The sequence below is a fragment of the Streptomyces sp. NPDC030296 genome, assembly GCF_055572815.1.
Window position 1 is genome coordinate 175,009 of sequence record NZ_JBVICQ010000006.1, and the last position, 23,063, is coordinate 198,071.

At 72.9% G+C, this 23,063-nt stretch carries 21 protein-coding genes and 1 tRNA gene; 7 read left to right on the forward strand and 15 right to left on the reverse strand.

Features of this window, described 5'->3' with window-relative positions; translation table 11 throughout:
- The first annotated feature begins 46 nt into the window (after positions 1–46).
- The gene (locus tag ACZ4Z3_RS18970) at positions 47–1,264 is read left to right on the forward strand and encodes an MFS transporter (protein WP_468502055.1); all 1,218 of its coding nucleotides are present in this window, start codon (positions 47–49) and stop codon (positions 1,262–1,264) included.
- Between the two features lie 109 nt (positions 1,265–1,373).
- Here ACZ4Z3_RS18970 and ACZ4Z3_RS18975 read toward each other — a convergent pair whose 3' ends face one another.
- The 6 genes from ACZ4Z3_RS18975 to ACZ4Z3_RS19000 form a co-directional block, all read right to left on the reverse strand.
- Positions 1,374–1,997, reverse strand: coding sequence for a TetR/AcrR family transcriptional regulator (locus tag ACZ4Z3_RS18975; RefSeq protein WP_468502056.1), 624 nt, complete (start codon positions 1,995–1,997; stop codon positions 1,374–1,376).
- A 160-nt stretch (positions 1,998–2,157) separates the two neighbouring features.
- Positions 2,158–3,789 carry an alpha/beta hydrolase gene (locus tag ACZ4Z3_RS18980; protein ID WP_468502057.1) on the reverse strand — a complete coding sequence of 544 codons (1,632 nt, stop codon included), beginning with the start codon at positions 3,787–3,789 and terminating at the stop codon, positions 2,158–2,160.
- A 299-nt stretch (positions 3,790–4,088) separates the two neighbouring features.
- Entirely contained in the window at positions 4,089–5,126 is a 1,038-nt protein-coding gene (locus tag ACZ4Z3_RS18985) for a LacI family DNA-binding transcriptional regulator (protein WP_468502058.1), read from the reverse strand.
- A 77-nt stretch (positions 5,127–5,203) separates the two neighbouring features.
- Positions 5,204–6,040 (reverse strand): ATP-binding cassette domain-containing protein, encoded by an 837-nt coding sequence (locus tag ACZ4Z3_RS18990; protein WP_055712371.1) that lies wholly within the window; start codon positions 6,038–6,040, stop codon positions 5,204–5,206.
- Positions 6,037–7,032, reverse strand: a complete 996-nt coding sequence (locus ACZ4Z3_RS18995) for an ABC transporter permease (protein ID WP_107460849.1) — start codon at positions 7,030–7,032, stop codon at positions 6,037–6,039. Before ACZ4Z3_RS18995 ends, ACZ4Z3_RS18990 begins: the two co-directional genes overlap by 4 nt.
- A 146-nt stretch (positions 7,033–7,178) precedes the next feature.
- Positions 7,179–8,198, reverse strand: coding sequence for a substrate-binding domain-containing protein (locus tag ACZ4Z3_RS19000; RefSeq protein WP_468502059.1), 1,020 nt, complete (start codon positions 8,196–8,198; stop codon positions 7,179–7,181).
- Positions 8,199–8,447: 249 nt separating this feature from the next.
- Here ACZ4Z3_RS19000 and ACZ4Z3_RS19005 point away from each other — a divergent pair, with 249 nt between their 5' ends.
- Both ACZ4Z3_RS19005 and ACZ4Z3_RS19010 read left to right on the forward strand, forming a co-directional pair.
- Positions 8,448–9,410 (forward strand): carbohydrate kinase family protein, encoded by a 963-nt coding sequence (locus tag ACZ4Z3_RS19005; RefSeq protein WP_468502060.1) that lies wholly within the window; start codon positions 8,448–8,450, stop codon positions 9,408–9,410.
- A gap of 83 nt (positions 9,411–9,493) precedes the next feature.
- Positions 9,494–9,805, forward strand: coding sequence for a putative quinol monooxygenase (locus tag ACZ4Z3_RS19010; protein WP_468502061.1), 312 nt, complete (start codon positions 9,494–9,496; stop codon positions 9,803–9,805).
- Between the two features lie 99 nt (positions 9,806–9,904).
- Here ACZ4Z3_RS19010 and ACZ4Z3_RS19015 read toward each other — a convergent pair whose 3' ends face one another.
- Complete coding sequence (locus tag ACZ4Z3_RS19015) at positions 9,905–11,263, reverse strand: jacalin-like lectin (protein WP_468502062.1); 1,359 nt, start codon at positions 11,261–11,263, stop codon at positions 9,905–9,907.
- Positions 11,264–11,447: 184 nt separating this feature from the next.
- Here ACZ4Z3_RS19015 and ACZ4Z3_RS19020 point away from each other — a divergent pair, with 184 nt between their 5' ends.
- Entirely contained in the window at positions 11,448–11,948 is a 501-nt protein-coding gene (locus ACZ4Z3_RS19020) for a GNAT family N-acetyltransferase (protein WP_468502063.1), read from the forward strand.
- 112 nt (positions 11,949–12,060) lie between these two features.
- Here the strand turns inward: ACZ4Z3_RS19020 and ACZ4Z3_RS19025 are convergent.
- The 3 genes from ACZ4Z3_RS19025 to ACZ4Z3_RS19035 all read right to left on the reverse strand — a co-directional run bounded on the left by ACZ4Z3_RS19025 (position 12,061) and on the right by ACZ4Z3_RS19035 (position 14,563).
- Positions 12,061–12,135 (reverse strand) — tRNA-Trp (locus tag ACZ4Z3_RS19025).
- 210 nt (positions 12,136–12,345) lie between these two features.
- Positions 12,346–13,053, reverse strand: coding sequence for a hypothetical protein (locus tag ACZ4Z3_RS19030; RefSeq protein ID WP_468502064.1), 708 nt, complete (start codon positions 13,051–13,053; stop codon positions 12,346–12,348).
- Positions 13,054–13,351: 298 nt separating this feature from the next.
- A complete protein-coding gene (locus ACZ4Z3_RS19035) occupies positions 13,352–14,563 on the reverse strand; it encodes a serine hydrolase domain-containing protein (RefSeq protein ID WP_468502065.1) in 1,212 nt (403 codons plus the stop codon).
- 241 nt (positions 14,564–14,804) lie between these two features.
- On the opposite strand from ACZ4Z3_RS19035, the gene ACZ4Z3_RS19040 reads away from it, so the two are divergent.
- On the forward strand, positions 14,805–18,056 hold the full coding sequence (locus ACZ4Z3_RS19040; protein ID WP_468502066.1) for an AfsR/SARP family transcriptional regulator: 3,252 nt from the start codon (positions 14,805–14,807) through the stop codon (positions 18,054–18,056).
- A gap of 32 nt (positions 18,057–18,088) precedes the next feature.
- Here ACZ4Z3_RS19040 and ACZ4Z3_RS19045 read toward each other — a convergent pair whose 3' ends face one another.
- From ACZ4Z3_RS19045 to ACZ4Z3_RS19065, 5 genes are all read right to left on the reverse strand, one after another.
- Positions 18,089–18,526: a hypothetical protein gene (locus ACZ4Z3_RS19045; RefSeq protein WP_468502067.1), complete on the reverse strand. Its 438-nt coding sequence runs from the start codon at positions 18,524–18,526 to the stop codon at positions 18,089–18,091.
- Complete coding sequence (locus ACZ4Z3_RS19050) at positions 18,510–19,010, reverse strand: RNA polymerase sigma factor (RefSeq protein ID WP_107460856.1); 501 nt, start codon at positions 19,008–19,010, stop codon at positions 18,510–18,512. Before ACZ4Z3_RS19050 ends, ACZ4Z3_RS19045 begins: the two co-directional genes overlap by 17 nt.
- Before the next feature lie 110 nt (positions 19,011–19,120).
- Positions 19,121–19,795 (reverse strand): class F sortase, encoded by a 675-nt coding sequence (locus ACZ4Z3_RS19055; protein WP_468502068.1) that lies wholly within the window; start codon positions 19,793–19,795, stop codon positions 19,121–19,123.
- Complete coding sequence (locus ACZ4Z3_RS19060; RefSeq protein WP_468502069.1) at positions 19,792–20,196, reverse strand: sortase-dependent protein; 405 nt, start codon at positions 20,194–20,196, stop codon at positions 19,792–19,794. Before ACZ4Z3_RS19060 ends, ACZ4Z3_RS19055 begins: the two co-directional genes overlap by 4 nt.
- Before the next feature lie 209 nt (positions 20,197–20,405).
- A complete protein-coding gene (locus tag ACZ4Z3_RS19065; protein WP_468502070.1) occupies positions 20,406–21,014 on the reverse strand; it encodes a hypothetical protein in 609 nt (202 codons plus the stop codon).
- Between the two features lie 199 nt (positions 21,015–21,213).
- On the opposite strand from ACZ4Z3_RS19065, the gene ACZ4Z3_RS19070 reads away from it, so the two are divergent.
- Both ACZ4Z3_RS19070 and ACZ4Z3_RS19075 read left to right on the forward strand, forming a co-directional pair.
- A complete protein-coding gene (locus tag ACZ4Z3_RS19070; RefSeq protein WP_468502071.1) occupies positions 21,214–22,446 on the forward strand; it encodes a sensor histidine kinase in 1,233 nt (410 codons plus the stop codon).
- Complete coding sequence (locus ACZ4Z3_RS19075) at positions 22,443–23,045, forward strand: response regulator transcription factor (RefSeq protein WP_055716860.1); 603 nt, start codon at positions 22,443–22,445, stop codon at positions 23,043–23,045. The genes ACZ4Z3_RS19070 and ACZ4Z3_RS19075 overlap by 4 nt, the downstream gene beginning before the upstream one ends.
- The last annotated feature ends 18 nt before the right edge of the window (positions 23,046–23,063 follow it).

Genomic DNA, 23,063 nt, shown 5'->3' on the forward strand with positions numbered 1-23,063 from the left:
GCCGAGGACCCTTGACCACCCCCAACCACCCACAGAGGAGCGGTCGGTGAACGCACGAACGGGTTCCGCACTCACCTTCGGCGTGGCGGTCGCCCTCGTCGCCGGAGTGACCCTGGGCAACGGCGGAGCGAACGTGATGCCCGTCTTCGTCGACGACTTCGCGACGCGCTTCGCGCTGTCGGACTCCGCCGCCGGGCTCGTGGCCGCGACCCAGCTGATGGCGACCGCCGTCGTCACGCTGCTGCTGGCCGGGCGGGCGGCGCGGCCGGGCCGGGTGCGGATGGCCCGGCTGGGCCTGGCCGTCTCCTGCGTCGGCTTCCTGGGCGCGGCGGTGGTCACCGACCCGGTCACCCTGGTCCTCGCCAACCTGGTCCTCGGCGCGGGGCTCGGCGCCGTCTACGCGGCGGCCACGGCCGCCCTCGCCGCCACCGACGACGCCGACAAGGCCTCCGCGGTCACCATCTGCGGTGTCGTCGGCGTGACGGCGCTGCTGATCATGGGCGTCCCCATGGCCAACCACGACCTGGGGGAGGGCACCGGCTTCCTGCTCATGGCGGTGTGCTGCCTCCTTGCCTGGCCGCTGCTGCGCCGACTCCCCGACGGCCCCGCCGGTCCCACCGCGCCGGGCACCGGTCCCACGCCACCGGCCGCCGGGGCCGCCGATGCGCGAGGGGCGGCGGCGTCGAGGCCGTCGGTCGTGCTGCTCGTCGGTACCGGGCTCCTGTGGGCCGTCACCCAGGGCGCGTGGTCGTACGCCTCGGTCCTTGGCCGTCAGCACACCGGTATGTCGCACTCGGCGGTGTCGGCCGTCCTGGCCGTCTCCAGTGTCGTGGCACTCGTCGGCGCGGTGGTGGGGCCCGTCACCGCGCGGCACCTGGGGCGCATGCGGTCGATGGCCGCCTTCGTCATGGGGCAGGCCGTCGCGATGGCGATCCTGATCTTCACTGATGACCCCGTGTTCTTCACCGTCGCGGCCGTCCTCTGGCAGGGCTGCCAACTGGCCGTCCTGGTGCAGATGCTCGCCGCCGCGGCGCTCCTCGACCCGACCGGCCGACTCGTCGCCTCCCTCAGCGGCGCGGGTGCGCTGGGCACCGGCGTGGGACCGTTGGCCGTCGGCGCCGTGCTCGACGGGGCCGGGGCCGGCGTGCTGAGCGTCGTCCTGGCGAGCGGCACCTGCCTCGCCTCGCTGCCCTTGCTGAGGATGACGGTGGCCAGCGGGGAGACCGCCGGCGCGGCACAGCCCGGACGGGTGCCGGCGGCCTGAGGAGGCCGCACGGGACGCGTGGGCCTACAGACCGCCGACCAACCGCCGAAGGGCCGGCGCGGACGGAACACCGTCCGCGCCGGCCCTTTCCCGGCTCGCCGTCGGCTCGTCAGACCCTCGGCAGGGTCACGAACTCCATGCGGCCGTCCGCGAGTGCGACGACGGCGGAGACCAGGGCCTGGAGGCAGGCGAGTTCGGCCTCCTCGTCGGGCAGGGAGAGGCGCTGCGACGAGAGGCCGTCGAAGCCGGCCAGGAAGAACCGGGCGAGGGTCTCCGGCGGCTGGGCCAGCTGGTGACCGGTACGCTCGGCGGCCTCGGCCACCAGTTTCGTCGTCACGGCCGTCACCTCACGGTAGTGGCCCTCCAGGGCCTCCTTCAGCCGTGGGGTCCGGAGCGCGAACATCGACAGCTCGGTGAGCAGCAGATGCGTGGTCGGCTGCTCGCGCACGGTCCGCCACAGGGCGGTGGCGAGTGCCGCGACCGTGTCCTCGAAGCCGGCGTCCGAGGGCGCCGACCGTCCGACCTGGGTGATCAGACCGTGGGTGAGCTGCTCCATGACGGCGCGGTAGAGGTCTTCCTTGGTGCCGAAGGTGTAGTGCACCGTGGCCTGGGCGACGCCCAGCTCGGCCGCGATGGCACGGGTGCTGCCGGCGGCCACGCCTTCCCTCGTCATGAGGTCGATGGCGGCCTTGATCAGCTGAGGACGGCGCTCGGCCGCGGAAACGTGAGCCATGAAGCCATTATATCGACTTAGTCCCGCGAACAAGTCGATCGATCAGGTCGGATTTCCGGAGACCGGTGCGCCACAGCCGGCCGTGGCCGCGGCCGGTGGCGCAAAAGGTCCCCTCCCACACTCCGCCGGGTGGGAGGGGACCTCGGTCATTCCACGATTCTCAGGGAACCGCATGGGGGGTCGGCGTCCACCCGAGGCGCCCCGTGCTCAGCAGGTCGGGCAGGGGGTTGGTGAGGCCGCCGCTCGGGGACTGGCCCTGCGCCGAGGGGGCGGCCGGCCAGATCGCGGGGCAGTGGGTGTTCTTGCGGGGGGCCTTCAGAGTGAGCAGGTACGTGTCGATGGCCTTGCGGGCGCACGGGCTCAGCCAGTAGTCGCCGTGGCCGACGCCGTCGTAGGTGAGGAGGACGGCCTCGCGGCCGATCTGCCGGGCCGCGTTGGAGCCCCAGGAGTACGGTGTCGCCACGTCGTAGCGGCTGTTGGTCACGAGGATCGGCGGAGTGCCGTCGACGCGGAGCCGGTGCGGCGGGTTGGTCACCTCGGTCGGCCAGTTCTGGCAGCCGGTCAGGTCGGTCCAGGCCAGGGAGCTCAGTCGGGTGACCGGGGCGAGACGGGCCAGCTCGCGTTCGTAGCGGGCTAGCGTGCCGTACGAGGTTACGTCGAAGTCGTAGTCCTGGCACGTCACCGGGAGGTACGGGAACGGCGTCGGCTCACCGCGCTGCCCGAGGGCCCGTGCCGCGGCGGGCGCGGCGGCGTCCACATCGGCGAGGAACCGGGCGAACTCGAACCAGGAGGCCGGGTCGTACATGTTGCCGAACGCCGCGTCCTGGAGTTCCTGGGTGGTCACGGTGTGCGGCGGGTCGCCGGGCAGGACCAGCTCACCGGCGGCCGCGCGCCGGTAGAGCGAGTCGAACAGGGCGCGGGCGTCCCGGCCGTGCAGCGCGCAGGTGGACGTACGGGCGCACCAGTCGGCGAACTGGCCGTACGACTCCTCCATCGCGATCGTCTCGGTCCTCTGGTAGTCCCACCTGCCCAGGCTGTGGTCCATGTTGGAGTCGAGGGTCATCGCGCGGACGCGGCGGGGGTAGCGCTCGGCATACTGCTGGCCGATGCCGGTGCCGTAGGAGACGCCGTAGTAGCTGATCCGCTTCTCGCCGAGGCCGGCGCGGATCGCGTCCATGTCGCGGATGACGCTCCCCGTGTCCATGTGGTCGACGAGGGAACCGGTGAGGGCGCGGCAGCTCTTGCCGAGTGCGCGGTTCGCCCGGCGCAGGGAGGTGAAGGACGCGGCGCTGTCCGGGTAGAGCAGTCCCGACTGCGCCGTCACCAGGTCGCCGTCGCACCGCACCGGGTTGCTGCGGGCGACACCGCGCGGGTCGAAGCCCACGATGTCGAAGCGCTCCAGGAGCGCGGGCGAGAAGCTCTCGGGCGCGCTGAACGCGAAGTCCACGCCGGAGCCGCCGGGGCCGCCGGGGTTGATCAGGAGCGAACCGATCCTGCGCGCGGGGTTCGTCGCCACGTGGCGGTTGAGCGCCAGGTCGATGGTGGCGCCACGCGGCTTCTTCCAGTTCACCGGCACGGTGAGGGTGGCGCACTCGAAGGTGCCCTGACCGGAGGGGGACTCACAGGGTTCCCAGGCTATGCGTCCGGGCGACGGAGTCTCGACCGTGGGAGCGGCGACCGCGGTTCCGGCGAGCAACTGCCCGAACAGGGCGGTGACCAGGGTGCCGACGGCGAGTCGCCCGCGCCGTCTGTGACGAGCGGCGGGCCGGGCCAGTGGGGGGTGGGATGTCACGGATGTTCCTCCAAGGAACAGGAGTTCACAGGCGCGACACAGGATGATCCCAACTGGCCTTCCGCGCAAGGAAGATGATGTTCCCTCGGGCGAGGTTGGCCGGATCGGCTTGACGATGTCCCCGGCGGGTCGTGCACCTGCGCCGGGGGTGTTCCAGGACGTGCTCCTCGTCCCGGTGGCGGGCGGTGCTCCTCGTCCCGGTGGCGGGCGTTCCGGAGCGGGCACCGGCGCTGAGCGTCAGTTTCGCGTGACGCCGGTGTCGCCCCCGCTGACCAGGGGGCGACACACGCGGTGCGGGACTACGCGGTGCGGGGCCGCGGTCGAGGGGCGGGCTGTTCGCCCGAGCCCCGGACGATCAGACGGGTGGGGACGGTGAGGGTGCGGGCACGGCCGCGGTCTCCGTCGAGGCGGGCCAGGGCGGTGGTCGCGGCCACCCGGCCGAGTTCCTCGGCGTCCTGGGCGACGACGGTCAGGGCCGGCTCCAGTGCCTCGGCGAGCGCCACGTCGTCGAAGGCGACGACCGCGACCTCCTTGCGCTTGCTGCGGGCGAGTTCGGCCACTATGCCCAGCGCCATGATGTTGTTGCCCGCGAACAGGGCGGTGGGGGGATCGGCCAGACCGAGGAGCCCGGCGGTCGCGGCCTCGGCACCCGACTGGTCGTGGGCGTTGGCGACGAGGGCGCGGTCGTAGGGGATGCCGGCCTCCAGCAGCGCCGAGCGGTAGCCCGCCTGGCGCTCACGGCGGGTGTACAGCTTCGGGGGCAGGTCGCCGACGAAGCCGATCCTGCGGTGCCCGTGGGCGATGAGGTGGGCGACGCCCTCCTGGGCCCCGGCCCGGTTGGAGCTGACGATGCTGTCGGTGACCAGGCCGACTCCGGGCCGGTCGAGGAAGACCACGGGCAGTCCCGCCGTGCGCTGGGACTTGAGGTGGGAGTGATCGGCGCCCACGGACGGGACGACGATCAGGATGCTGACGCGGCGGGCGAGGAACTTGTCCGTGAGGGCGCGTTCCCGCTCGGGGTCGTCCGCGGAGGAACCCATGAGCAGGGTCAGTCCGCGGTCGCCGACGGTGTCCTCGATGGCCCGGGCCACCGCCCCGAAGAAGGGGTTGGCCAGGTCGGGGATGACCAGACCGATGGTGGTGTCCGGGCCGCCGACGCGGATGTTGCGGGCCATGAGGTTCGGCTGGAAGCCGAGCTTCGCCACTGCGGCCAGTACCTGTTCCCTGGTCCGCGCGGAGACGGGGCCGTCCTCGTTGAGGACCCGGGAGACCGTCTTGGCGCTGACCCCCACCTCTCGGGCGACATCGGCCAGGGTGGGGCGGCGGTTCGCTGCCATGGAGAAAACCGTCTCCTGAAGGGCTCTCCTCTCCGACCGCGGCCTTCGGCCGGAGACGGGAGAGCGGGGTCGAGCTGTCAGGTGGCCCGGACGCCGGCGGCCTTCGCGGCCTCCGAATCCGCAACGACAGTATCTCCGGCCGCGTCGACGGTGAGTGCGCCGGTCATGATGGCGACGACCTCGGCCATGGAGTAGTCGGAGGGCTTGATCACGGCGGCCCGCCGGCCCAGCCGGTGGACGTGGATGCGGTCCGCGATCTCGAAGACATGGGGCATGTTGTGGCTGATGAGGACCACGGGCATGCCCTTGTCGCGGACCCTGCGGATCAGATCGAGGACCTGGCCCGACTCCTTGACGCCGAGGGCGGCGGTGGGTTCGTCCATGACGACCACCGAGCGGGCCCAGGCCACGGCGCGGGCGACCGCGACCGCCTGGCGCTGTCCGCCGGAGAGGGTCTCCACCGACTGGGTCAGCGAGCGCAGACCGATCTTGAGGTCGGCCATGTGCTCGGCGGCCTCCTGGCGCATGCGCTTCTTGTCGAGCATGCGGAAGGCGGTGCCGAGGACACCGGGGCGGCGCAGCTCACGACCGAGGAACATGTTCGAGGCGATGTCCATCGACGCGGCGACCGCGAGGTCCTGATAGACCGTCTCGATGCCGTGGGCGCGTGCGCTCTGTGGGCCGGAGAAGGTGATGGGCTCGCCGTTCAGCCGTATCTCGCCCGCGTCCGGGACGACGGCGCCGGTCAGCGCCTTGATGAGGCTGGTCTTGCCGGCGCCGTTGTCGCCGATGACGGCGAGGACCTCACCGGGCAGCAGATCGAAGTCGGCGCCGTCGATGGCGGTGACGTGTCCGTACCGCTTGACGAGGCCGCGGGCCTGGAGCACGGGCGTGGGGGCGGGGGTCGCGGTCATCGTGCCTTCTTCCGGGAGATCTGGTCGACGGTCACCGCGAGGATCACCAGGACGCCCGTGATCAGGGTCTGGTAGATCGAGGCGACGCCCATCAGCTGGAGACCGTTGCGGAACACACCGACGATGAGGACGCCGATGAAGGTGCCGAGCACCGAACCGCGGCCGCCGAAGAGGCTGGTGCCGCCGAGGACCACGGCGGTGATGCTGTCGAGGTTGTCGGTCTGCCCGGCCTGCGGATCGCCGACACCGGTCCGGGAGATGAGCAGCAGGGCGGCGACGCCGTACAGCAGACCGGCCACGGTGTAGACGCCGACGGTGAGGCGGGAGGTGCGGATGCCGTTCAGTCGCGCGGCCTCGGCGCTGTTGCCCAGGGCGTAGACGTGCCGGCCCCAGCCGGTGCTGCTCAGCGCGTAGGCGAACAGCAGGAACAGGGCGATGGTGACCAGGGAGCCGTAGGTGATGTCCGTGTGGCCGAGGGGGAAGGTCTCGCCGAGGGCGGTGAGCGGGCCGGGCAGATTGCTGACCGTCTGCTCCTCGGAGTAGATGTGCGTCAGCGCGAACGCCACGTTGAGCATGCCGAGGGTGACGATGAACGGCGGCAGCGGGATCTTCTGCACCAGCAGGCCGTTGAGCAGCCCGAAACCGCCGCAGACGACCAGGCCCAGCGCGATCGCGACCAGCGGCGGGACGGAGCCCTCGGCCGCCATCTTGGCGATCACGATGCTGCCGAACGCCATCACCGCCCCGCACGACAGGTCGATCCCGGCCGTGAGGATGATCAGGGTCTGCCCGATGGCGAGGGTGCCCACGACCATGACCTGCTGCACGATCAGCGAGAAGTTGCCGCCGGTGAGGAACTGGTCGGTCGAGAACGAGAAGAAGGCACAGGCCAGGAGAAGGGCGGCCAGGGGGCCGGTGGTCGGCGCCGTGAGCAGTCTGCGGACCGTGGTCGGCGCTTTGAGCTCCGAGTACGGCGATGTCGTCGCTGTCATGCGAAGTCCTTGTCGGAAGACAGAAGTCCTGGTCGGAGGACGAGGGGAGAGGCTCCCGCCACCGGGGGAGGGGGCGGCCGTCCCCGGTCAGGGAAGGGACGGCCGCCCGGCTGAGGGCAGTGGCGGGGTCGTACGGTCCCGGGGGCTCAGCCCCAGCAGTTCTCCAGGCCGTAGGCGGTGTCCTTCGAGCTGACCCCGTCCTGCGCCTTGTCGGTGATCAGCGTGACGCCGGTGTCGGTGTAACCGGACGCCTTCTTTCCGTCCTTGGCGAACGACACGACGGCCTTCACGCCCTCGGCGGCCATCTTCAGCGGGTACTGCTGCGAGGTCGCGGCGATCTTGCCGTCCTTGACCGCCTGGGTGCCGGTGCAGCCGCCGTCGACGGAGACGATCAGGACGTCCTTCTCCCGGCCCTTGGCCTTCAGCGCGGTGTAGGCGCCGAGGGCCGCCGGCTCGTTGATGGTGTAGACGACGTTGATGTCGGGGGCCTTCTGCAGGCAGTTCTCCATCGCGGTCTGGCCCTTGGCCTGGTCGCCGCCCGTGTCCTGGGCGCAGACGACGTCCTTGTCCGAGGCGCCGAAGCCCTTCAGGAACCCGTCGTGCCGCTGGACGCCGACCGAGACGCCCGGCGCCAGGTCGAGGGTGGCTATCTTCGCCTTCTTGCCCTTCATCGCGGCCTTGGCGTACTCGCCGATCAGCTCGCCCGCCTTGAGGTTGTCGGTGGCGAAGAGGGCGTCGACCGCGCTCTCCGGGTCGGTCGGGGTGTCCAGCGCGATGACCAGGACGCCCTTGGCGCGGGCCTTCTCGATCGCGGGCACGATCGCCTTGGAGTCGCTCGGGGTGATCAGGATGCCCTTCACGCCGGCGGCGACCATGTTCTCCAGAGCGGTGACCTGCCCGGCGTTGTCGCCGTCGAACTTGCCGGCCGCGGTGGACAGTTCGGCGCCGTTCTCCTTGGCCGCCTTCTCCGCGCCCTCCTTCATCTTCACGAAGAACGGGTTGGTGTCGGTCTTGGTGATCAGGCCGACCTTGACGGCGCCGGACCCGGATCCCGAGGAGGAGTCCGAACCGGAGCCGGAACCGCAGGCCGTCAGGGTGAGGGCCGCGACGCCCGTGACCGCGGCCGCTCGGAGGAGGGAGGAGGACAGACGAGTGGTGCGAGACATGTTCGACTCCTGTGGGATGGCGAGCGGCACGGAGCTGGGCCGCCCTGGGTGTCATCGTTGACTTATGTCATCGTTGACACTGCATGGCGAGGATGATGGACTCCGGATCCGGGCAACGTCAATGCCTTCCACCCGTCACAAATCGGCAACGTACGCGGCCGTCGTCCCCGAGCGGCCGGTGAGCCCCCTGTCGTCGTTCCGGCCCCCTTCGCCCGGTCCTGCCGGGCCTTCTTTCGAGAGAGAGCAGCCATGAGTCCGAGTCGGATCACTGTTCTGGGAGAGTGCGTCGCGGACGCCTTCACCGAGCCGGCCCCCGCCGCCGACGAACTCGCGCTGCGGGTACTGCCCGGCGGCGGACCCGCGAACACGGCGGTGGCCCTGGCCCGGCTCGGCACCCCGGCTCGCTTCCTCGCCCGGCTGTCGGGGGACGTGTTCGGCCGGCTGTTCCGGTCTCATCTGGAGGCATCGGGCGTCGACCTGTCGCACGCCGTCGCCGCCGCCGAGCCCAGCACGCTGGCGGTGGCGGAACTGGACGCCACCGGGCAGGCCACGTACTCGTTCCACGCCCAGAACACCGCCGACTGGCAGTGGACCCCGGAGGAACTGGCCCGGGTGGACCTGTCCGGGACGTCCTGTGTGCACACCGGCTCGCTGGCACTGGTCCGCGAGCCCGGCGGTGAAGTGGTGGAACACTTCCTGGAGGCGGCGGCGGCCCGGGCCACCGTCAGCGTCGACCCCAACGTGCGGCCGCTTCTGGTGCGCCCCGAGGTGTACCGCGCCCGCCTGACGCGCTGGTGCGGTCTCGCCGACATCCTGCGGCTGAGCTCGGACGACCTGGACCTGCTGCTGCCGGGCACGTCGCCCGAGCGGGCCTGCGACATCTGGCACGCCGCCGGGGTACGGCTCGTCGTGATCACCCTCGGTGCCGACGGCGCCCTCGCCTCCCTCGACGGCGAGCGGGTGCGGGTGCCCGCGGTGGCCACGAAGGTCGTCGACACGGTCGGCGCGGGCGACTCCTTCACGGCCGGCCTCCTGCACCACCTCGGCACCCTCGGCCTGCTCGGCGGCCGGCTGGACCGGCTCGGTCTCGACGAAGTCGCCGAGGCGTGCGGGTTCGGGGCCCGGGTGGCGGCCCTGACCTGCTCGGTGGCGGGCCCCAACCCGCCGTGGCAGGAGCAGTTGACCCAGCTCACGCCCGTCGCGGGCGTCTGAGCCGCGACCCCGCTACCCGCTGCCCACTACCGGCGACCCGCGCATACGCATCCACTCCCCCCGACCGACAAGGACACGAGACCGTGAAGAAGACCCTGCTCGCCGAGTTCACCGCCTGTGAGGGGGCGCGCGACGAGGTGGCCCGCCTGATCGGGGAGTACGCCCTGAAGGTGCGCCAGGAGGAAGGCAACCTCGCCTTCGACGTCTACACGAGGGCGGCCGAGCCGCGCGCCTTCTGGATCTTCGAGGTGTACCGGGACGAGGACGCCTTCCGGGCCCACCTCGACGCCCCCTACGGCAAACCCTTCAACGCCGCCCTTGTGCCGCTGATCGAGGAGGACGCCTCCGTCCTGACGTTCCTCGATCCGCTGGCGGTCGCCGATCCCTCGGCGTGACCGTGCCGCGGCCGGTCGGCCGGCGAGCGTCCCGGGCGGGTCGTCCCCGGCGGGTCCGGTCGACCGGCCGGGGACGAGGTGCGCTGCCGGTCGGCCGGGTCAGCGCCGGGTGTAGAGGAAGCCGATCTTGTCCACCTCGGCGCCCGCGCGGCCGTGGAAGCCGGCGATCTGCCAGCCGGACGGGGCGGTGCGGGTCACGCACGTGGAGGTCGTGGTGCCGCCGGCCAGGGTGCGGCCCAGGTTGGTGGTGAACCTGGCGGAGAAGATCCTGGTGCGGCCGTCCTTCTGGCCCTGGCACAGGGTGGCCGCGGTGAGGTACTCGCCGCTGCCCAGCGTGAGGGAGGACGCGGTGCCCCCGGTGCCGCCGTGGGCGAGCGTGGTGCCGTTCGCGAGGGTGAGGCTCAACTGGTCGACGCGGGTACCGGCGCGCAGTCCGACGGTGGTGGCGCGGGCCCCGGCCGGGACGCTGCCGATGTCGTTGAAGTAGTCGCCGTGCGGGCCGCCGAACTGGTCGCTGAGTTGGAAGGCGGCGTTGCGCGACCAGGAGAGGTCCACCGTGAGCGGGTCGTGGTCGGAGAGCATCAGACCGCCGTCGGTGAGGAACTTGGCGTGCTCGTTGTTGTAGCGCGTGGCGTTCAGCGAGACGAGCTTGCTGCCCCGGTAGAGGATCTTGTCGACGACCTCGCAGGTGTTGGGCACGGTGGTCCCGGTCTGGTCGCAGACCAGGGCGTCACTGCCCTTCGCGGGGGCCACGCCGCCGCGGATCAGCTGGACCCAGGCGTCGGTGAGGCCGTTGGCGGCGGCGAACTCGGCGATGGTGTCGCCGGAGCGGGTGTACCGGGTGTTGGTGTCGCCCGCGACGACGACGGCGTTGCCCGCGGAGTGGGTGGCGATGAAGTCGGTGAGCTGGCTGAGGTTGGCCCTGCGGGCGGCGAGGTCGTCGTCGTTGGTGCCCGCGTTGGTGTGCAGGTTGTAGAAGTCGACGTAGACGCCCTCGGCGAGGCGCTCACGCATGAACGTGAAGCCCTTGGGGGTCAGGCAGTCGCCCGAGCCCAGGGTGCAGTTGTTCCAGCGCACCCGCTCGAAGTCGTCCTCGTCGTAGGGGAGTTTCGAGAGCGTGTTGAGTCCGCTGCCGATGGCGGCGCCGCCGCTGGTGGGGGTGCGGTACGGGTGCGCGGTGTCGGCGGCGTAGAGGAGGGCGTGGTAGTTGAAGTCCTCCTGCGCGTGGACGACGTCGTACGACGCGATGCGTTGGCCGATCGCCGTGGTGCTGGGCTCGCGGGGCGTCGGCGCGCTGGATATCGCCTCCGGGAGACCGGCGATGTTGTAGGTGAGGACGTTGAAGGTGCCGGAGTCGGCGGTCGCGGCGGAAGGGGCTGCCGCGGCGGAGGGGGCGGCGGCGGTGAGCCCGCCGAGGACGGCGGCCGCCGTCGTCAGACAGGCGAGGAGTCTGCGCATGGGGAGTTCTCCTGGAGCTGAAGTGGAGCCGTGGAGGTCGGGGGAAAGCGGTTGCCGTGTGAATCGTTGCTGAGGTTACCCACGGTTACTCGGGTTGTGTCGAGAGTTTGGGCAGCCTTCAAAGGGAGTTGCTCTCGTGTACGCCCGGGCTCGAGGCCGGCTCGGGGCGTGTGATGCTGGCGGCATGACTGAGGAGCGCGAGGTCGTGGTGGTCCGCTGGCCGGGGCGTGCCCCCGGCGACGAGGAAGGGCCCGCCCTGTTGCTGGCGGACTACCACTTGCGGACCGAGGCGGAGAAGGGCCGCACCGTCGCCGGTGTGGACGAACTGCCCGAGCGCTACCGGGCGGAGGTGACGGATCCGCGGGTCGCGTTCGCCGCCGACACCGTGCTGCTGGCGATGAGCGAACGGACCGCGGTGGGCTGCCTCGTGGTGACCGCGCCCGTCGACGGATGCTCCGAGATCAAGCGACTCTGGACGGACCCCGCCCACCGGGGCAGGGGCGTCGCCTCCGGCCTGGTCGGCGCCGCGCTGGCGCACGCCGCGGAGAACGGTGTGACCGCCCTGCGGCTGTCGGTGTGGGGGTGGCGCACCGGAGCCATCGCCCTCTACGAACGGCTCGGCTTCACCGTCACCGAGTCGTGGGACCCGAGGGATCAGCTGGTGTGCATGCGGCGGGGGGTCTGAGGCGGCCGGGCTCGCGTGGGTCGCACCGGTGACCCGTATGCGGACACTGCCCGGCCCGTCGCCACATGAGAAAGCGGTCAGGTCCTTCATGGGACCTGACCGCTCCGCTGTGCAGGGGCGGCAGGATTTGAACCTGCGGCGTGCGGGTTTGGAATCCGCTGCTCTGGCCGGGCTGAGCTACACCCCTTCGCTGATCAGAGCCTGACATCGCGGCGGTTCCGTCCGCCACCGGATTTCGGGCCGAGCGCCCGCGCTCGATCAGGTGCGGGGCGGACCAGGCCGGGTGAGGCGCACCGGTATGAAGATCGCCACCGAGTAAGAACTCCGGTCGGAGGCGTCTCACCCCACGACGGCAGAGGACCCCAGCACCGCATGGGCCGTGAATGGCACAGGCCGGTCAGTGCACGCGTTCACCGCACTCAGCTGGGAACAGGACGGCGCCGGGCGGCAGTTCGGCCGGACACCGTCCCGTCACCCGCAGACACGCTTCACCGGAGCCGTCCACGGGTGGGTATTCGAGGGCAACCTCGTCCAGCACAGCGATCTCGCCGTCGAAGTGAACTTCCGCCGCGTGCACGCCGCCCGGAAAACAGCCGACCAGAGCCCCGAAGGCTGCCGTGTCATTGCTCTCGGCGACACACTCTCGGATCTCGAAACGCCAGTGCTCGGCCGCATCGGCGAGCAGTGCCCTGCCCCGCTTGCCCAGTCCAGCGAGGAACGCTGTGCGAGCTAGCAGCTCATGGGCGATGGCGCAGCAGATGGGGACTGCCGTGCCGTAGGACGTCGTCACCCGTGTGTACTCGACGTGGGGATAGGACGATAGGGCCTCATCGACCAGCCCCAACGCGGCGTCCCGCGCCACCGGGTGACTCTGCTGAGCGATGTCCAGGAGCAGAGGGGTCGCGACCGCGGCCGCCGGAAACACCGCGGCGCTGTGGCCATGGACGATTCCGCCGCCGCCGAGCAGCGAGCCAGCCTCCGCCGCCTCCACCAGGTTCGCCGCTTCCGCCAGCGCGCGCAGACCACGGGCCGCGCGAGCCGGGTCATACCAGTCGGGATGGCCCGGAACAGCACCCCAGTCCACCGCGTCGATCGCATCCAACACGACAGCATCCTCGCACCCGGCTGCCACCCGCCGCCCAGGCCCCGACGATGTCTTGCGAGTCATTCCGCCAGGAGTTCAAAGCCCTGTGGCGGGGCCAACTCGTCTTCCCGCCCAGGGGTGAGGGCAGATCACAACGGGCAGGTGTGAGCGAGTCATCGGCTTCCGGGCGTCGGGTCCGGGGCGTCGCGCGACGGGCGTGGGGGCGTGAGACGTGAGGGGTGGGGCGTGGCGTGCATCGTGAACAGTTGTCCTCCAGGCGCCGCGCCCAGAGTCACCCTCCCGCGAGGCAGGGCAACCCTCACCCGGATGCGGTGGGTGACGCCGGGGTCTGGGGCGGGCAGAACTCGGCTGAGACGACCTTCTTGCCGCCGCCCACCCAGTCGCCGTTGAAGTTCAGGGTGATCATGTGGCGGCCGTCCCGGGTGCCGAAGGACTGGGTGGAGGAGCCGTGGATGCCGCCCGAATGGCCCCAGACCTTGATGCCGCAGGTCGTCTCGTACTCGATGAGGCCGAGACCGTAGCGCTGGCTCGGGAGGTTGCCCTCGGTCGGGACCGTGGTGGTCATCTGCCGCAGCTGGGCCGGGTGCAGCAGCCGGCCGGTGAACAGGGCGGTGTAGAAGCGGTTGAGGTCGGACGCGGTGGTGATCATCTCGCCCGCCGCCCAGGCCCACGACGGATTGAGCTCGGTGACGTCGTAGGTCGTGCCGGGGTCCTCCGTGAAGGTGGAGTAGTGGCGGGTGGGCGCCGGCACGTGCGGGTCCGTGCCGGGGAAGTACGTGGCGCGCATCCCCAGGGGCCGGGTGACACGCCGTTCGATCTCGTCGGCGTAGGGCCTGCCGGTCAGCTTCTCGATGATCAGGCCGAGCAGGAGGTAGTTGGTGTTGGAGTACCTCCAGGAGGTGCCCGGTTCGAACTGGGGAGGGTTCCGCAGGGCGAGGGCGATGACCTGCTCCGGGGTCCAGTCGTCGTAGCGCGTCTTCAGGAACTCGATGCCGAGCACCTGCTTCACGAAGGTGGCGTCCTCGGTGAAGTTGAAGATGCCGCTGGTGTGGTTCATCAGCTGACGCACGGTGATCTTCGTACCGTCGTGGCCGTTGCCCCGGACGAGGCCGGGCAGATAGCGGTCGACGGCCGCGTCGAGGTCGAGTCTCCCCTCCGCCTGGAGCTGGAGCAGGACGGTGGCCACGAGCGACTTGGTGACGCTTCCGGTACGGAACGCGTCCCCGGTTCCCCGCGGTTGCCGCGTGGTCAGGTCGGCGACGCCCGAGGCCGCCTTCCACACCCCGTGGGCGTCGCGCACCTCCGCGACGACGCCCGGCACGCCGGCGGCGACGGCGGCGTCCATGGCTGTCCGGGTGGCGGCGTGGTCGGAACGGGCGGGCGGGGTGGACCGGGTGGCGAAGTGGTCGGACCAGGCGGACCGGGCGGACTGGGCGGTGGGCGTCGGGGGGCCGGCCGCGGACGCGGAGGTGGCCGACAGGGCCGTTCCCACCGCCGCGATCGCTGTCACGCCGGCCAGCGTCGTCCGTATCAGGCGTGTGGACATGGGCATCGGCCTCTCTCTCGTCTCTCGGCTCGGTGACTCGCCGCATGGTGCCGACCGCCCTCAACGGGCCACCAACGGGCCGCTAACGGCGGCGACATGAACGCCCTTTGAGGACGGGCCCGCAGTGCACGAGGATGGGGGTGCTGTTCGATCGACGTCGTACGCCGGGCGCCCGCTGTTCCGCGTCCGGCGCGGGGGGGTACAGGTGAGGTTCGGAGTACTGGGAGCGGTGACGGTCGTCGGGGACGACGGTGGGGCCGTCGTCCTGCGAGGGGCCAAATCCCGGGCGTTGCTGGCCGCCCTGTTGCTGGAGCCCGACCGGACCGTGCCGCTGGAATCGGTGAGGGAGGTGCTGTGGGGCGAGGAGCCGCCGCCCACGGCCACCGCCTCGCTGCACAACCATGTCGCCCGGTTGCGGCGCGGCCTCCGCGACCGCGACGGCACCCGACTGCGCACCATGAGCCACGGTCTGCGACTGCGCGTCGGGGACGGCGAGTTGGACCGGCAGGTGTTCGAGGGGCTGGTACGGCGGGCTCAGCGGGCCCGTGACCGGGGGGAGTGGGGGGCGGCGGTGCGGGACGCGGGCGCCGCGCTCGCGCTGTGGCGGGGCGCGCCCTTCGCCGATGTGCCCGCCCTCGCCGGTCACCCCGTCGTCTCGTATCTCCAGGAGCAGCGGGTGGAGGCGCTGGAGTGCCGCTTCGAGGCCCTGCTGCGCCTCGACCGCCTCGACGGGCTCGCCGCGGAACTGGGCGCCCTGGTCGAGGAGCATCCGTTCCGGGAGACGCTCCACCGCCGGCTGATGCTCGTCCTCGGCCGCACGGGCCGTCAGGCCGAGGCACTGGCCCACTTCCGCTCCCTGCGCCGCACCCTGGTCGAGGAACTGGGCGTCGAGCCGGGCCCGGCGCTCCAGGAGGCCCACCGCGAAGTGCTCGCCGGCACGGCCGCCCGCCCGCACGAACCGCCGACGCCGTCGGCCGGGACGACGGCCACGCCCACCGCCGGGTCCACTCCGGCCACCGGGTCTACTCCCGCCACCGTGGCTCCGTTCACTGCCGCATCCACGTCCACCGCCGCGTCCACGGCTGCGTCCGCCACGGCAGTCACGTCCACTGCCGGGTCCGAATCTCGGCTCACCGCGTCTACCGCTCCGTCCTCCACGCCCGCCCTTCCCCTCCCCACCCCCACCGCCCCGGCCGGGGCCTTCCCACGGCCGGAGCAACTGCCCGTGCCGCCCGTCGGATTCGTCGGGCGTGACGGGGCCCTCGCCACCATCCGGGCCGTGTTGGAAGCGGAGCGCGACCGGGCCGCGGTCGTCGTGGTCAGCGGGATGCCGGGGGTCGGGAAGACAGGCCTCGCCCTGCACGTCGCGGCCCAGCTCCGTGACGCGTTCCCGGACGGCCGGCTCTACCTCGATCTGCACGGAGCCACCCCCGGCCGGACCCCCCTCGCTCCCGCCGAGGCCATCGCCGCCCTCCTGCACGGACTGGGGGTGGACGCCCGCCGCGTCCCCGGCGACGTGGCGGCCGGTTCCGCGCTGCTGCGCTCCGCGCTCGCCCCGACCCGGACGCTGCTCGTCCTCGACGACGCGGCCTCGGTCAGCCAGATCCGCCCGCTGCTGCCGGCCGGGGCCGACTGCGCCGTCCTGGTGACCAGCCGTCAGCCGCTCGCCACGCTGGACGCCGCCGCCCAGGTCCGCCTCGACCCGCTTTCCCCGCGCGAGGGCGCCCTGCTGCTGGAGCGGGTCTCGGGCCGGTCCTGGGGCGCGGCCGACGCCGAACCGGTCGCCCGGCTGGCGGCGCTGTGCGGCCACCTGCCGCTCGCGCTCCGGATCTGCGCGGCCCGGCTGAGGAACCGGCGGGCCCTTCCGGTGGCCCGGCTGACGGAACGCCTCGCCCGGCAGGAGGACCGCCTGGACCACCTCGAACTCGAGGACCTCAGCGTGCGCCGCTCCCTGCTGGCGGCCCACGAGGCGCTCCTCGGGTCGGGCGACCCGGGTGACGCCCACGCCGCCGCGGCCCTGGTCCTCATCGGCGCGCTGGACCTGCCCGAGTACGGGGCCCCGCTGATGGCCGTCGCGATGGAGCGCACCGAGCGGAGCGCCGAGCGTGCCCTGGACCGGCTCACGGAGGTGGCGCTGCTCCAGGAGACGGGCTGGGGCCGCTACGTTCCACACGACCTGGTCCGCGACTTCGCCCGGGAACTGGCCGCCCGGCCGGACGCGCGGGCGGCGCACGCCGACGCCGTCGAACACTCCCTGCGCTGGTACCGGCACCGGCTCGCACGATGCGCCGCCGCGCTGCGGCCGGGACGCGGGGGAGCGCCCGAGCCGTCCGGCGGCGGTCCGGCCTTCGCCGACGCCGCCGAGGCACTCGCCTGGGGCGACCTGGAGGCGGCGAACCTGCTCTTCCTGGCCGGTTCGGGCGCGCCCGGCCCACCCGCCCCGACCAGCACCCACGACCGGCTGGACCCGACCCGCACCCACGGCCCGCTGGACCGGGCCCTGGCTCATGCCTCGTCGGACTCGGCCCGCACCCACAGCCCGCTGGACCCGGCCCGGACCCTGGAGCTGATCCACGCCCTTTTCCCCTATCTGCACGATCGCGGCCGGGCAGGGGATCTCGAACGCCTGACGCGGCACGCCGTCACCCTCGCCCGGTCCGGCGGGGACGCGGCGGCCGAGGGACGGGCCCTGGGCCACCTCGCGTCCGCGCACTACTCGGCCGGCCGCATCCGGCAGGCGCTGCGTCTCCTCGACGAGGCCGTGCGGCTGAGCGAGCGGCTCGCCGACGACCGGGCCAGGATGCGCCACCTCGGCAACCGGGCCGCCCTGTTGCGGGAACTCGGCCGGGGCGCGGACGCCCGGGCCACGCTGGCACGATGTCTCGCCCTGCGCCCCGACACCCTCGCCCCCGCCGAGGAGGCGCTCCTCGCCGGACATCAGGGGTACGTCGCCGAACTCACCGACCCCCGCTCGGCCGTCCCCCTCCACCGGCGCAGCCGGGAACTGGCCCGACGGGCGGGGAGCACCGTGATCGAGCAGGTCGCCCTCTGCAACACGGGCCGCGCCCAACTCGCCCTCGGCGAACCCGCCCGAGCGCTGCGGAGCTTCGACGACGCGCTGCGCGTCATGGCGTCCGGCGCGGCCCACTGGAACGCCGAGCGGGAGACCCGGCTGGGCCGGGCGCAGGCGCTGCGGGCCCTCGGCCGCCTCGACCCGGCGCGGGAGGCGTGCGGGGCGCTGCTGCGGGATGCCGCCGAGCGCGGCGACGCGTACGGGCGGGGCCTCGCCGAGTACGAGTACGGGCATGTCCTGCGGGCCCTCGGGGAGGACGGGGCGGCCCAGCGTCACTGGCGCGGCGCGCTGACCGCCCTGGAGGGCACGGACGCGCCGGTGCTCCGCGAACTCCGTTCGCTGACGCGGGAGTTCAGCCCCGACGGCCGTTCGGTACGAGGGTGAGACGACCGTTGCCACGCAGCGGCCGGCGGCCTTCACTGTGAATCGGTCGCCGACGGGGCCGTGGACGGGGTCGGCACCGCCGAGGGCTCCTCGGTCGGGGAGGACGCGCCCGGCGCCGCGGACGGGCCGGTGGAGGAGTCCTCGGCGGGAACAGGGGTGACGGGCGTGGGCGATTTGGCGCGGGGGTGCGTGGGAGCGGGACTGCTCGCCGGCGGCGGGGCGAGCGGCGGCGACGGGGGCGTGCGCGTCCCGGACGTGGAGAACAGCGTGGGGACGGTGATGAGGGCGGCCACCGCGCAGGTCACAGCGGTTCCGGCGGCGGCACGCAGCAGACGGCGGCGGGCCGCGGTGCGGCGGATCGCCTCGTAGCGGCCGGACGGCGGGCCGAGGAGCTCGGCGGGCGGGCGCAGGACGACGGCCAGCGGATCGTCGGGCTCGAACTCCGGGCCGTCGTCAGCGTGTGTGATCAAGGCTTCTCCTCAGATGGGCGCGGAGCAGTTCGCGGGCCGCGTGGAGATCGGCCTTGACGGTTCCTTCCTTGCGTCCGGTCAGGACGGACACCTCCCGGATCGGCATGTCAGCGTAGTAGTGCAGCAGGATCGGGACGCGCAGTCGCTCCGGCAGCGACTGCACCAGCAGCCGCACCGAGGGGTCGGCCTGCTCGGCGTGATCGCCCTGCGGGCGCACCGCCGCCTCGGCCGTGGCCCGGTGCATCGCCCGGCGTTCCCGTTCGAGCTTGCGCCAGTGGTCCCGTACGAGGTTCGCCGCGGTGACGTAGAGGAAGCCGTGGGGTTCGGCGACGGAGGTCCAGCGGGCCCAGAGCCGGGTGAACGCCTCCGACGCGATCTCGTGGGCCGTCTCGTCGTCGTCGACCAGCCTGCGGCACCAGCCGGCGAGGCGGGGGTAGAGGGCGGCGAACAGTTCGGACGCGGCCTTCTCGCGGGACCGTTTCAACGCTCTCCAGGGTCGTGGGCTCGTCATGCCGTGCGGGCGGTCGTACGGGCGGGGATGAGGCCCGCCTCCTGGGTGGCCGTACGGGCGGGCGACGGGTGAGGGGTGACCGGTCACGGCACCGGCTCGCCCGTACGGCCGGTGGCGCTCAGCGTGGCGAAGACGATGACGTTGTCCCGGTACTCCTCGCCGGAGCGGGGGCCACCGCAGGTGATGAGACGGAGTTCGGGGCGGTCCACGTTCCCGTAGACCTCCGCCGCCGGGAAGTCGGCCTTGGCGACGGTCCGTACGCGGTCGACGGTGAACTCCGCCGTCGAGCCGTCGGCCCGGCGCGCGGTGATCCGCGCGCCGGGCCGCAGCCGCGCGAGCCGGCGGAAGACACCGTCGCCGTAGGCCCCGACCGTGACGTGCCCCAGGATCACCGAGGGGCCGGTCTGACCCGGTGTCGGCGAGTGCCGGTACCACCCCGCCCGGTCGTGCTCCGCCACCGGCGGCACCTCCACGCTCCCGTCCGCCGCCAGCCCCAGCCCCATGACCGGCGTGTCCACCCCGATGGCCGGGATCAGCAGCCTGACCGGCACGGAGCGCGCCAGCGGCGACGGCGACCCGCCCGAGGAGGAAGACCGACGGGACGCGTCCGACGACGGGGGAGACGGGGCCGTGTCGGCCGGGGGCGCGCCCGCGTCCCGGCCCCCGGCCCCGCCGCTCCCCCGACACCCGACGAGCAGCGAGGCCGCCGCCACGGCGACGAGGGAGCGCCGGGAGAGCGCCGCGGTGGGCGATGTCATGCCGCGTCGCCCCGGCGGCGCCGGACGAGGACGATCGCGCCGGCCCCGCCGACGAGGGCCGCGACGGCGCCCGATCCGATGAGCAGTGCGCCGGTCCCGGAGCCGTCCGATCCTGCCGTCTCCCCGGTGTCGGGCGCCCCGCTCGGCACCACGGAGACCTGGCTGGGCACCGGAGACGTATCGGTGGCGTCCTCGGTCGGCTCGGGGGTGGACGAATCCTCGGCGGGCCCGGGCGTCGGCGAATCCTCGGCGGGCCCGGCGGTGGACGGCACGGGCGTGGGGGTGGAGGTCGCCGAGCGGGGCGCGGCGGACGGGGCGGTGTCGTCGGCGAACGCGGGCAGCGCGCCCGCCAGGACGGCGGTGCAGGCCAGGGCCGCGGCACTGAGGACGGTACGGCGCATGAGTCGCTCTCTCTCGTCGGGCCGCCCGAACGGTGACCCGGCGGGGCGGCGTTGCGGATCGAGCGGAGAGACGAGACAGCGGCCGACCCCGTTGTAAAGAGATGGCAAAGCCGTTGTCGCGGGCCGGAGTCGGCACGGCGACCGCGGCACCCGCACTGGTCACGCATGAACACCGGTCACGGTCACACGGATCACACGGGTCACGCCGGTTACACGAGGAACAGCAGCTCCACGGCGACCACCACGTCCACGACCCCGCACCACTCGGCGAAGGTGGGCGCGACGACACCGTCGAGCCGGCGCATCCGCAGATGGGCGAAGTCCCAGACGCCGTGGAGGAACCAGCCGGCGGCCACCAGGTACCGGCCCACGTCGGGGTCCAGCACCAGACCGGTGAGCGCGAGCGCGCCGAACACGACCGCGCCGGCCGCCTGGACGCCAAGGAGGGGCCGCCCGTGGGGAGTTCCGCGCACGGCGCCCCACACCAGTACGGCCAGCGCGACGCCCACCATGACACCGGCCGGTGAGACGACGTCCAGGAGTTGCAGGGCGAACGCGAACACCACGCCCGCCCCCAGCACGGGCCAGGTCGCCTTCGCCCTCCCCGCCTGATGGACGACCACGTACAGCAGCGGGAGGAGGGGCAGGAACTCCCCGTATCCGCGGACAACACCGGCCGCCTCCTCCGAGCCGCCCAGCACGAGCCCGGGCACGGTCAGGGCGAGCGCGAGGGCCGTGGGCCAGCGCCGCAGCAGCGCCCGGCCCGGCCGCCGCCCCTCGGACACGTCGCTGGAGCTGGAGGAGGTCGTGGCACACATGGAGGTCTCCTGAGACACGAGGGAACGGGCATGAGAAGGCGTCAAGCCAGGGCAAGGGGGCGGGGTTCTTCCCCCGGCCCTCAGACTGCTCCCGCGCGGCCGTCGCCAGTAGTGCCGTATCCGCACGCCCGCGCATGGCGTTGTCACGTCTCCGCGTGACATCTGTCATGCGGGGGCACAGCCGTACGACAATGACCGGGTGCGGGACGGGGAGAGCGAGCGCGGGGCGGGGCTGACGGGCTTCCGCCGTTTCACCTGGTGGACGGTGCCGGGGACCACCGTGTGCCTTCTGGTGCTGTTCTACGGCGAGTGGGTCCTGGACCCGGACGTCCCCGCCTGGGCGCGCCTCCCGGTCGCCGTCGCCCTCGTGGTCGACACGGTCGCCGGAGCGGTCCTGCTCGGCCGGCCGCTGAGCCCGTCGACGGCCGCCGACGGTCCTCACCCTCCGCGTCCACCACGGCATCTACTGGTCGCCCTCGTCGCCGCAACCGTCGTGCTCGCGGCGCTGCCGCTGGCCCGGCGCGCCTACGAGCTCTGGGCGGTCGCCCCGGCCGTCACCACGGCCGTCTGCGCGACCTTCCTCCGCCCCCGCCACCGCCGGCCCCTGCTCGCCGGCGCGGTGCTCCTCGCCACGCTGCCGGGCGCCGCCGTCAGCCTGGCCGCCGGTGACGGGGAGCTGCCGTACGCCGCGCTCTTCCCGGCCGGGCTCGTCGCCTTCACCGCGTGGACGGTGCTCGGCCCCCTGTGGGCCTGGAACATCGCCGGACGCCTCGACCGGGCGCGACGCCTGGAGGCCGAGCTGGCCGTGCGGGACGAAAGGCTCCGCTTCGCCGCCGACCTGCACGACATCCAGGGCCACCACCTCCAGGTCATCGCCCTGAAGGGCGAGTTGGCGGCGCGACTCGTGGAACGGGACCCCGCGCGGGCCGCCGCCGAGATGCGCGAGGTACGGCAGCTGGCCGCCGACGCCCTCCGGGACACCCGGGCCGTGGTGCGGGGCTACCGCAGGACCACCCTCGACGACGAGATCGCCAACGCCGGGAAGGTGCTGGCCGCGGCCGGCATCGACACCCGCACGTCCCTCGAACCCGCCGCTCCCGCCCGCGACATGGCCGACACCACCCGTCATCTGCTCGGCCTGGTCATGCGGGAGGCCACCACCAACGTCCTGCGCCACAGCCGGGCCCGGTACACCGAGATCCACCACCGGATCACCGGCGACCGCGCCCGGCTGCGCGTGGCCAACGACGGCGCCGACGAGCGCCCCGGTGCCGGGGACGGCACCGGCCTGACCGCCCTCGCCGAGCGACTGCGGGCCGCCGGTGGCGAGTTGACGTGGCACCGCGACGGCGACCGCTTCGAGGTCACGGCCGTACTACCGCTCGGCCGGGCCGACGCGACCCCCGAACCCCTGAAGGAAGTGGCCCGATGATCCGGCTCCTCATCGCCGACGACGAGGACCTCCTGCGCGGCGCCCTCGCCGCGCTGCTCGCCCTGGAGGACGACCTGCGGGTGGTCGCGGAGGCCGCCACCTCCACCGACGCGGTCCGGCTCGCCCGTGAACACCGCCCGGACATCGCCGTGCTCGACCTGGAGATGCCGCCGACCGACGGGCTGCGCGCCGCCGAGGAGATCGGCGCCGAACTGCCCACCCGCACCGTCATCGTCACCCGGCACGCCCGGCCCGCCGTGCTGCGCCGGGCCCTCGCCGCGGGCGTGCGGGGCTTCGTCCCCAAGACGACCCCGGCCGCCCGGCTGGCGGAGATCCTCCGCGAAGTCGCCGCCGGACGCCGCTATGTCGACCCCGACATCGCCGCGTCCGCGCTCACCGAGGACGACTGCCCCCTCAGCGACCGCGAACTCCAGGTCCTGCGCGCCGCCCGCACCGGAGCCTCCGTCGCCGAGATCGCCACCGAGGTCCACCTGGCCCAGGGCACCGTCCGCAACTACCTCTCCGCCGCGATGTCCAAACTGGGCGCCCCCACCCGCCACGCGGCGGCCCACCACGCGTGGCAGCAGGGCTGGATCTGACGGGGAGGGGGCGGGCAG

What these genes read in the sequence shown, in the direction of transcription:
- ACZ4Z3_RS18975 (WP_468502056.1), bottom strand. Translation starts at nt 1,997, where the DNA reads ATGGCTCACGTTTCCGCGGCCGAGCGCCGTCCTCAGCTGATCAAGGCC.
- ACZ4Z3_RS18985 (WP_468502058.1), bottom strand. Translation starts at nt 5,126, where the DNA reads ATGGCAGCGAACCGCCGCCCCACCCTGGCCGATGTCGCCCGAGAGGTG.
- ACZ4Z3_RS18990 (WP_055712371.1), bottom strand. Translation starts at nt 6,040, where the DNA reads ATGACCGCGACCCCCGCCCCCACGCCCGTGCTCCAGGCCCGCGGCCTC.
- ACZ4Z3_RS18995 (WP_107460849.1), bottom strand. Translation starts at nt 7,032, where the DNA reads ATGACAGCGACGACATCGCCGTACTCGGAGCTCAAAGCGCCGACCACG.
- ACZ4Z3_RS19000 (WP_468502059.1), bottom strand. Translation starts at nt 8,198, where the DNA reads ATGTCTCGCACCACTCGTCTGTCCTCCTCCCTCCTCCGAGCGGCCGCG.
- ACZ4Z3_RS19005 (WP_468502060.1), top strand. Translation starts at nt 8,448, where the DNA reads ATGAGTCCGAGTCGGATCACTGTTCTGGGAGAGTGCGTCGCGGACGCC.
- ACZ4Z3_RS19015 (WP_468502062.1), bottom strand. Translation starts at nt 11,263, where the DNA reads ATGCGCAGACTCCTCGCCTGTCTGACGACGGCGGCCGCCGTCCTCGGC.
- ACZ4Z3_RS19020 (WP_468502063.1), top strand. Translation starts at nt 11,448, where the DNA reads ATGACTGAGGAGCGCGAGGTCGTGGTGGTCCGCTGGCCGGGGCGTGCC.
- ACZ4Z3_RS19055 (WP_468502068.1), bottom strand. Translation starts at nt 19,795, where the DNA reads ATGACATCGCCCACCGCGGCGCTCTCCCGGCGCTCCCTCGTCGCCGTG.
- ACZ4Z3_RS19060 (WP_468502069.1), bottom strand. Translation starts at nt 20,196, where the DNA reads ATGCGCCGTACCGTCCTCAGTGCCGCGGCCCTGGCCTGCACCGCCGTC.
- ACZ4Z3_RS19065 (WP_468502070.1), bottom strand. Translation starts at nt 21,014, where the DNA reads ATGTGTGCCACGACCTCCTCCAGCTCCAGCGACGTGTCCGAGGGGCGG.
- ACZ4Z3_RS19075 (WP_055716860.1), top strand. Translation starts at nt 22,443, where the DNA reads ATGATCCGGCTCCTCATCGCCGACGACGAGGACCTCCTGCGCGGCGCC.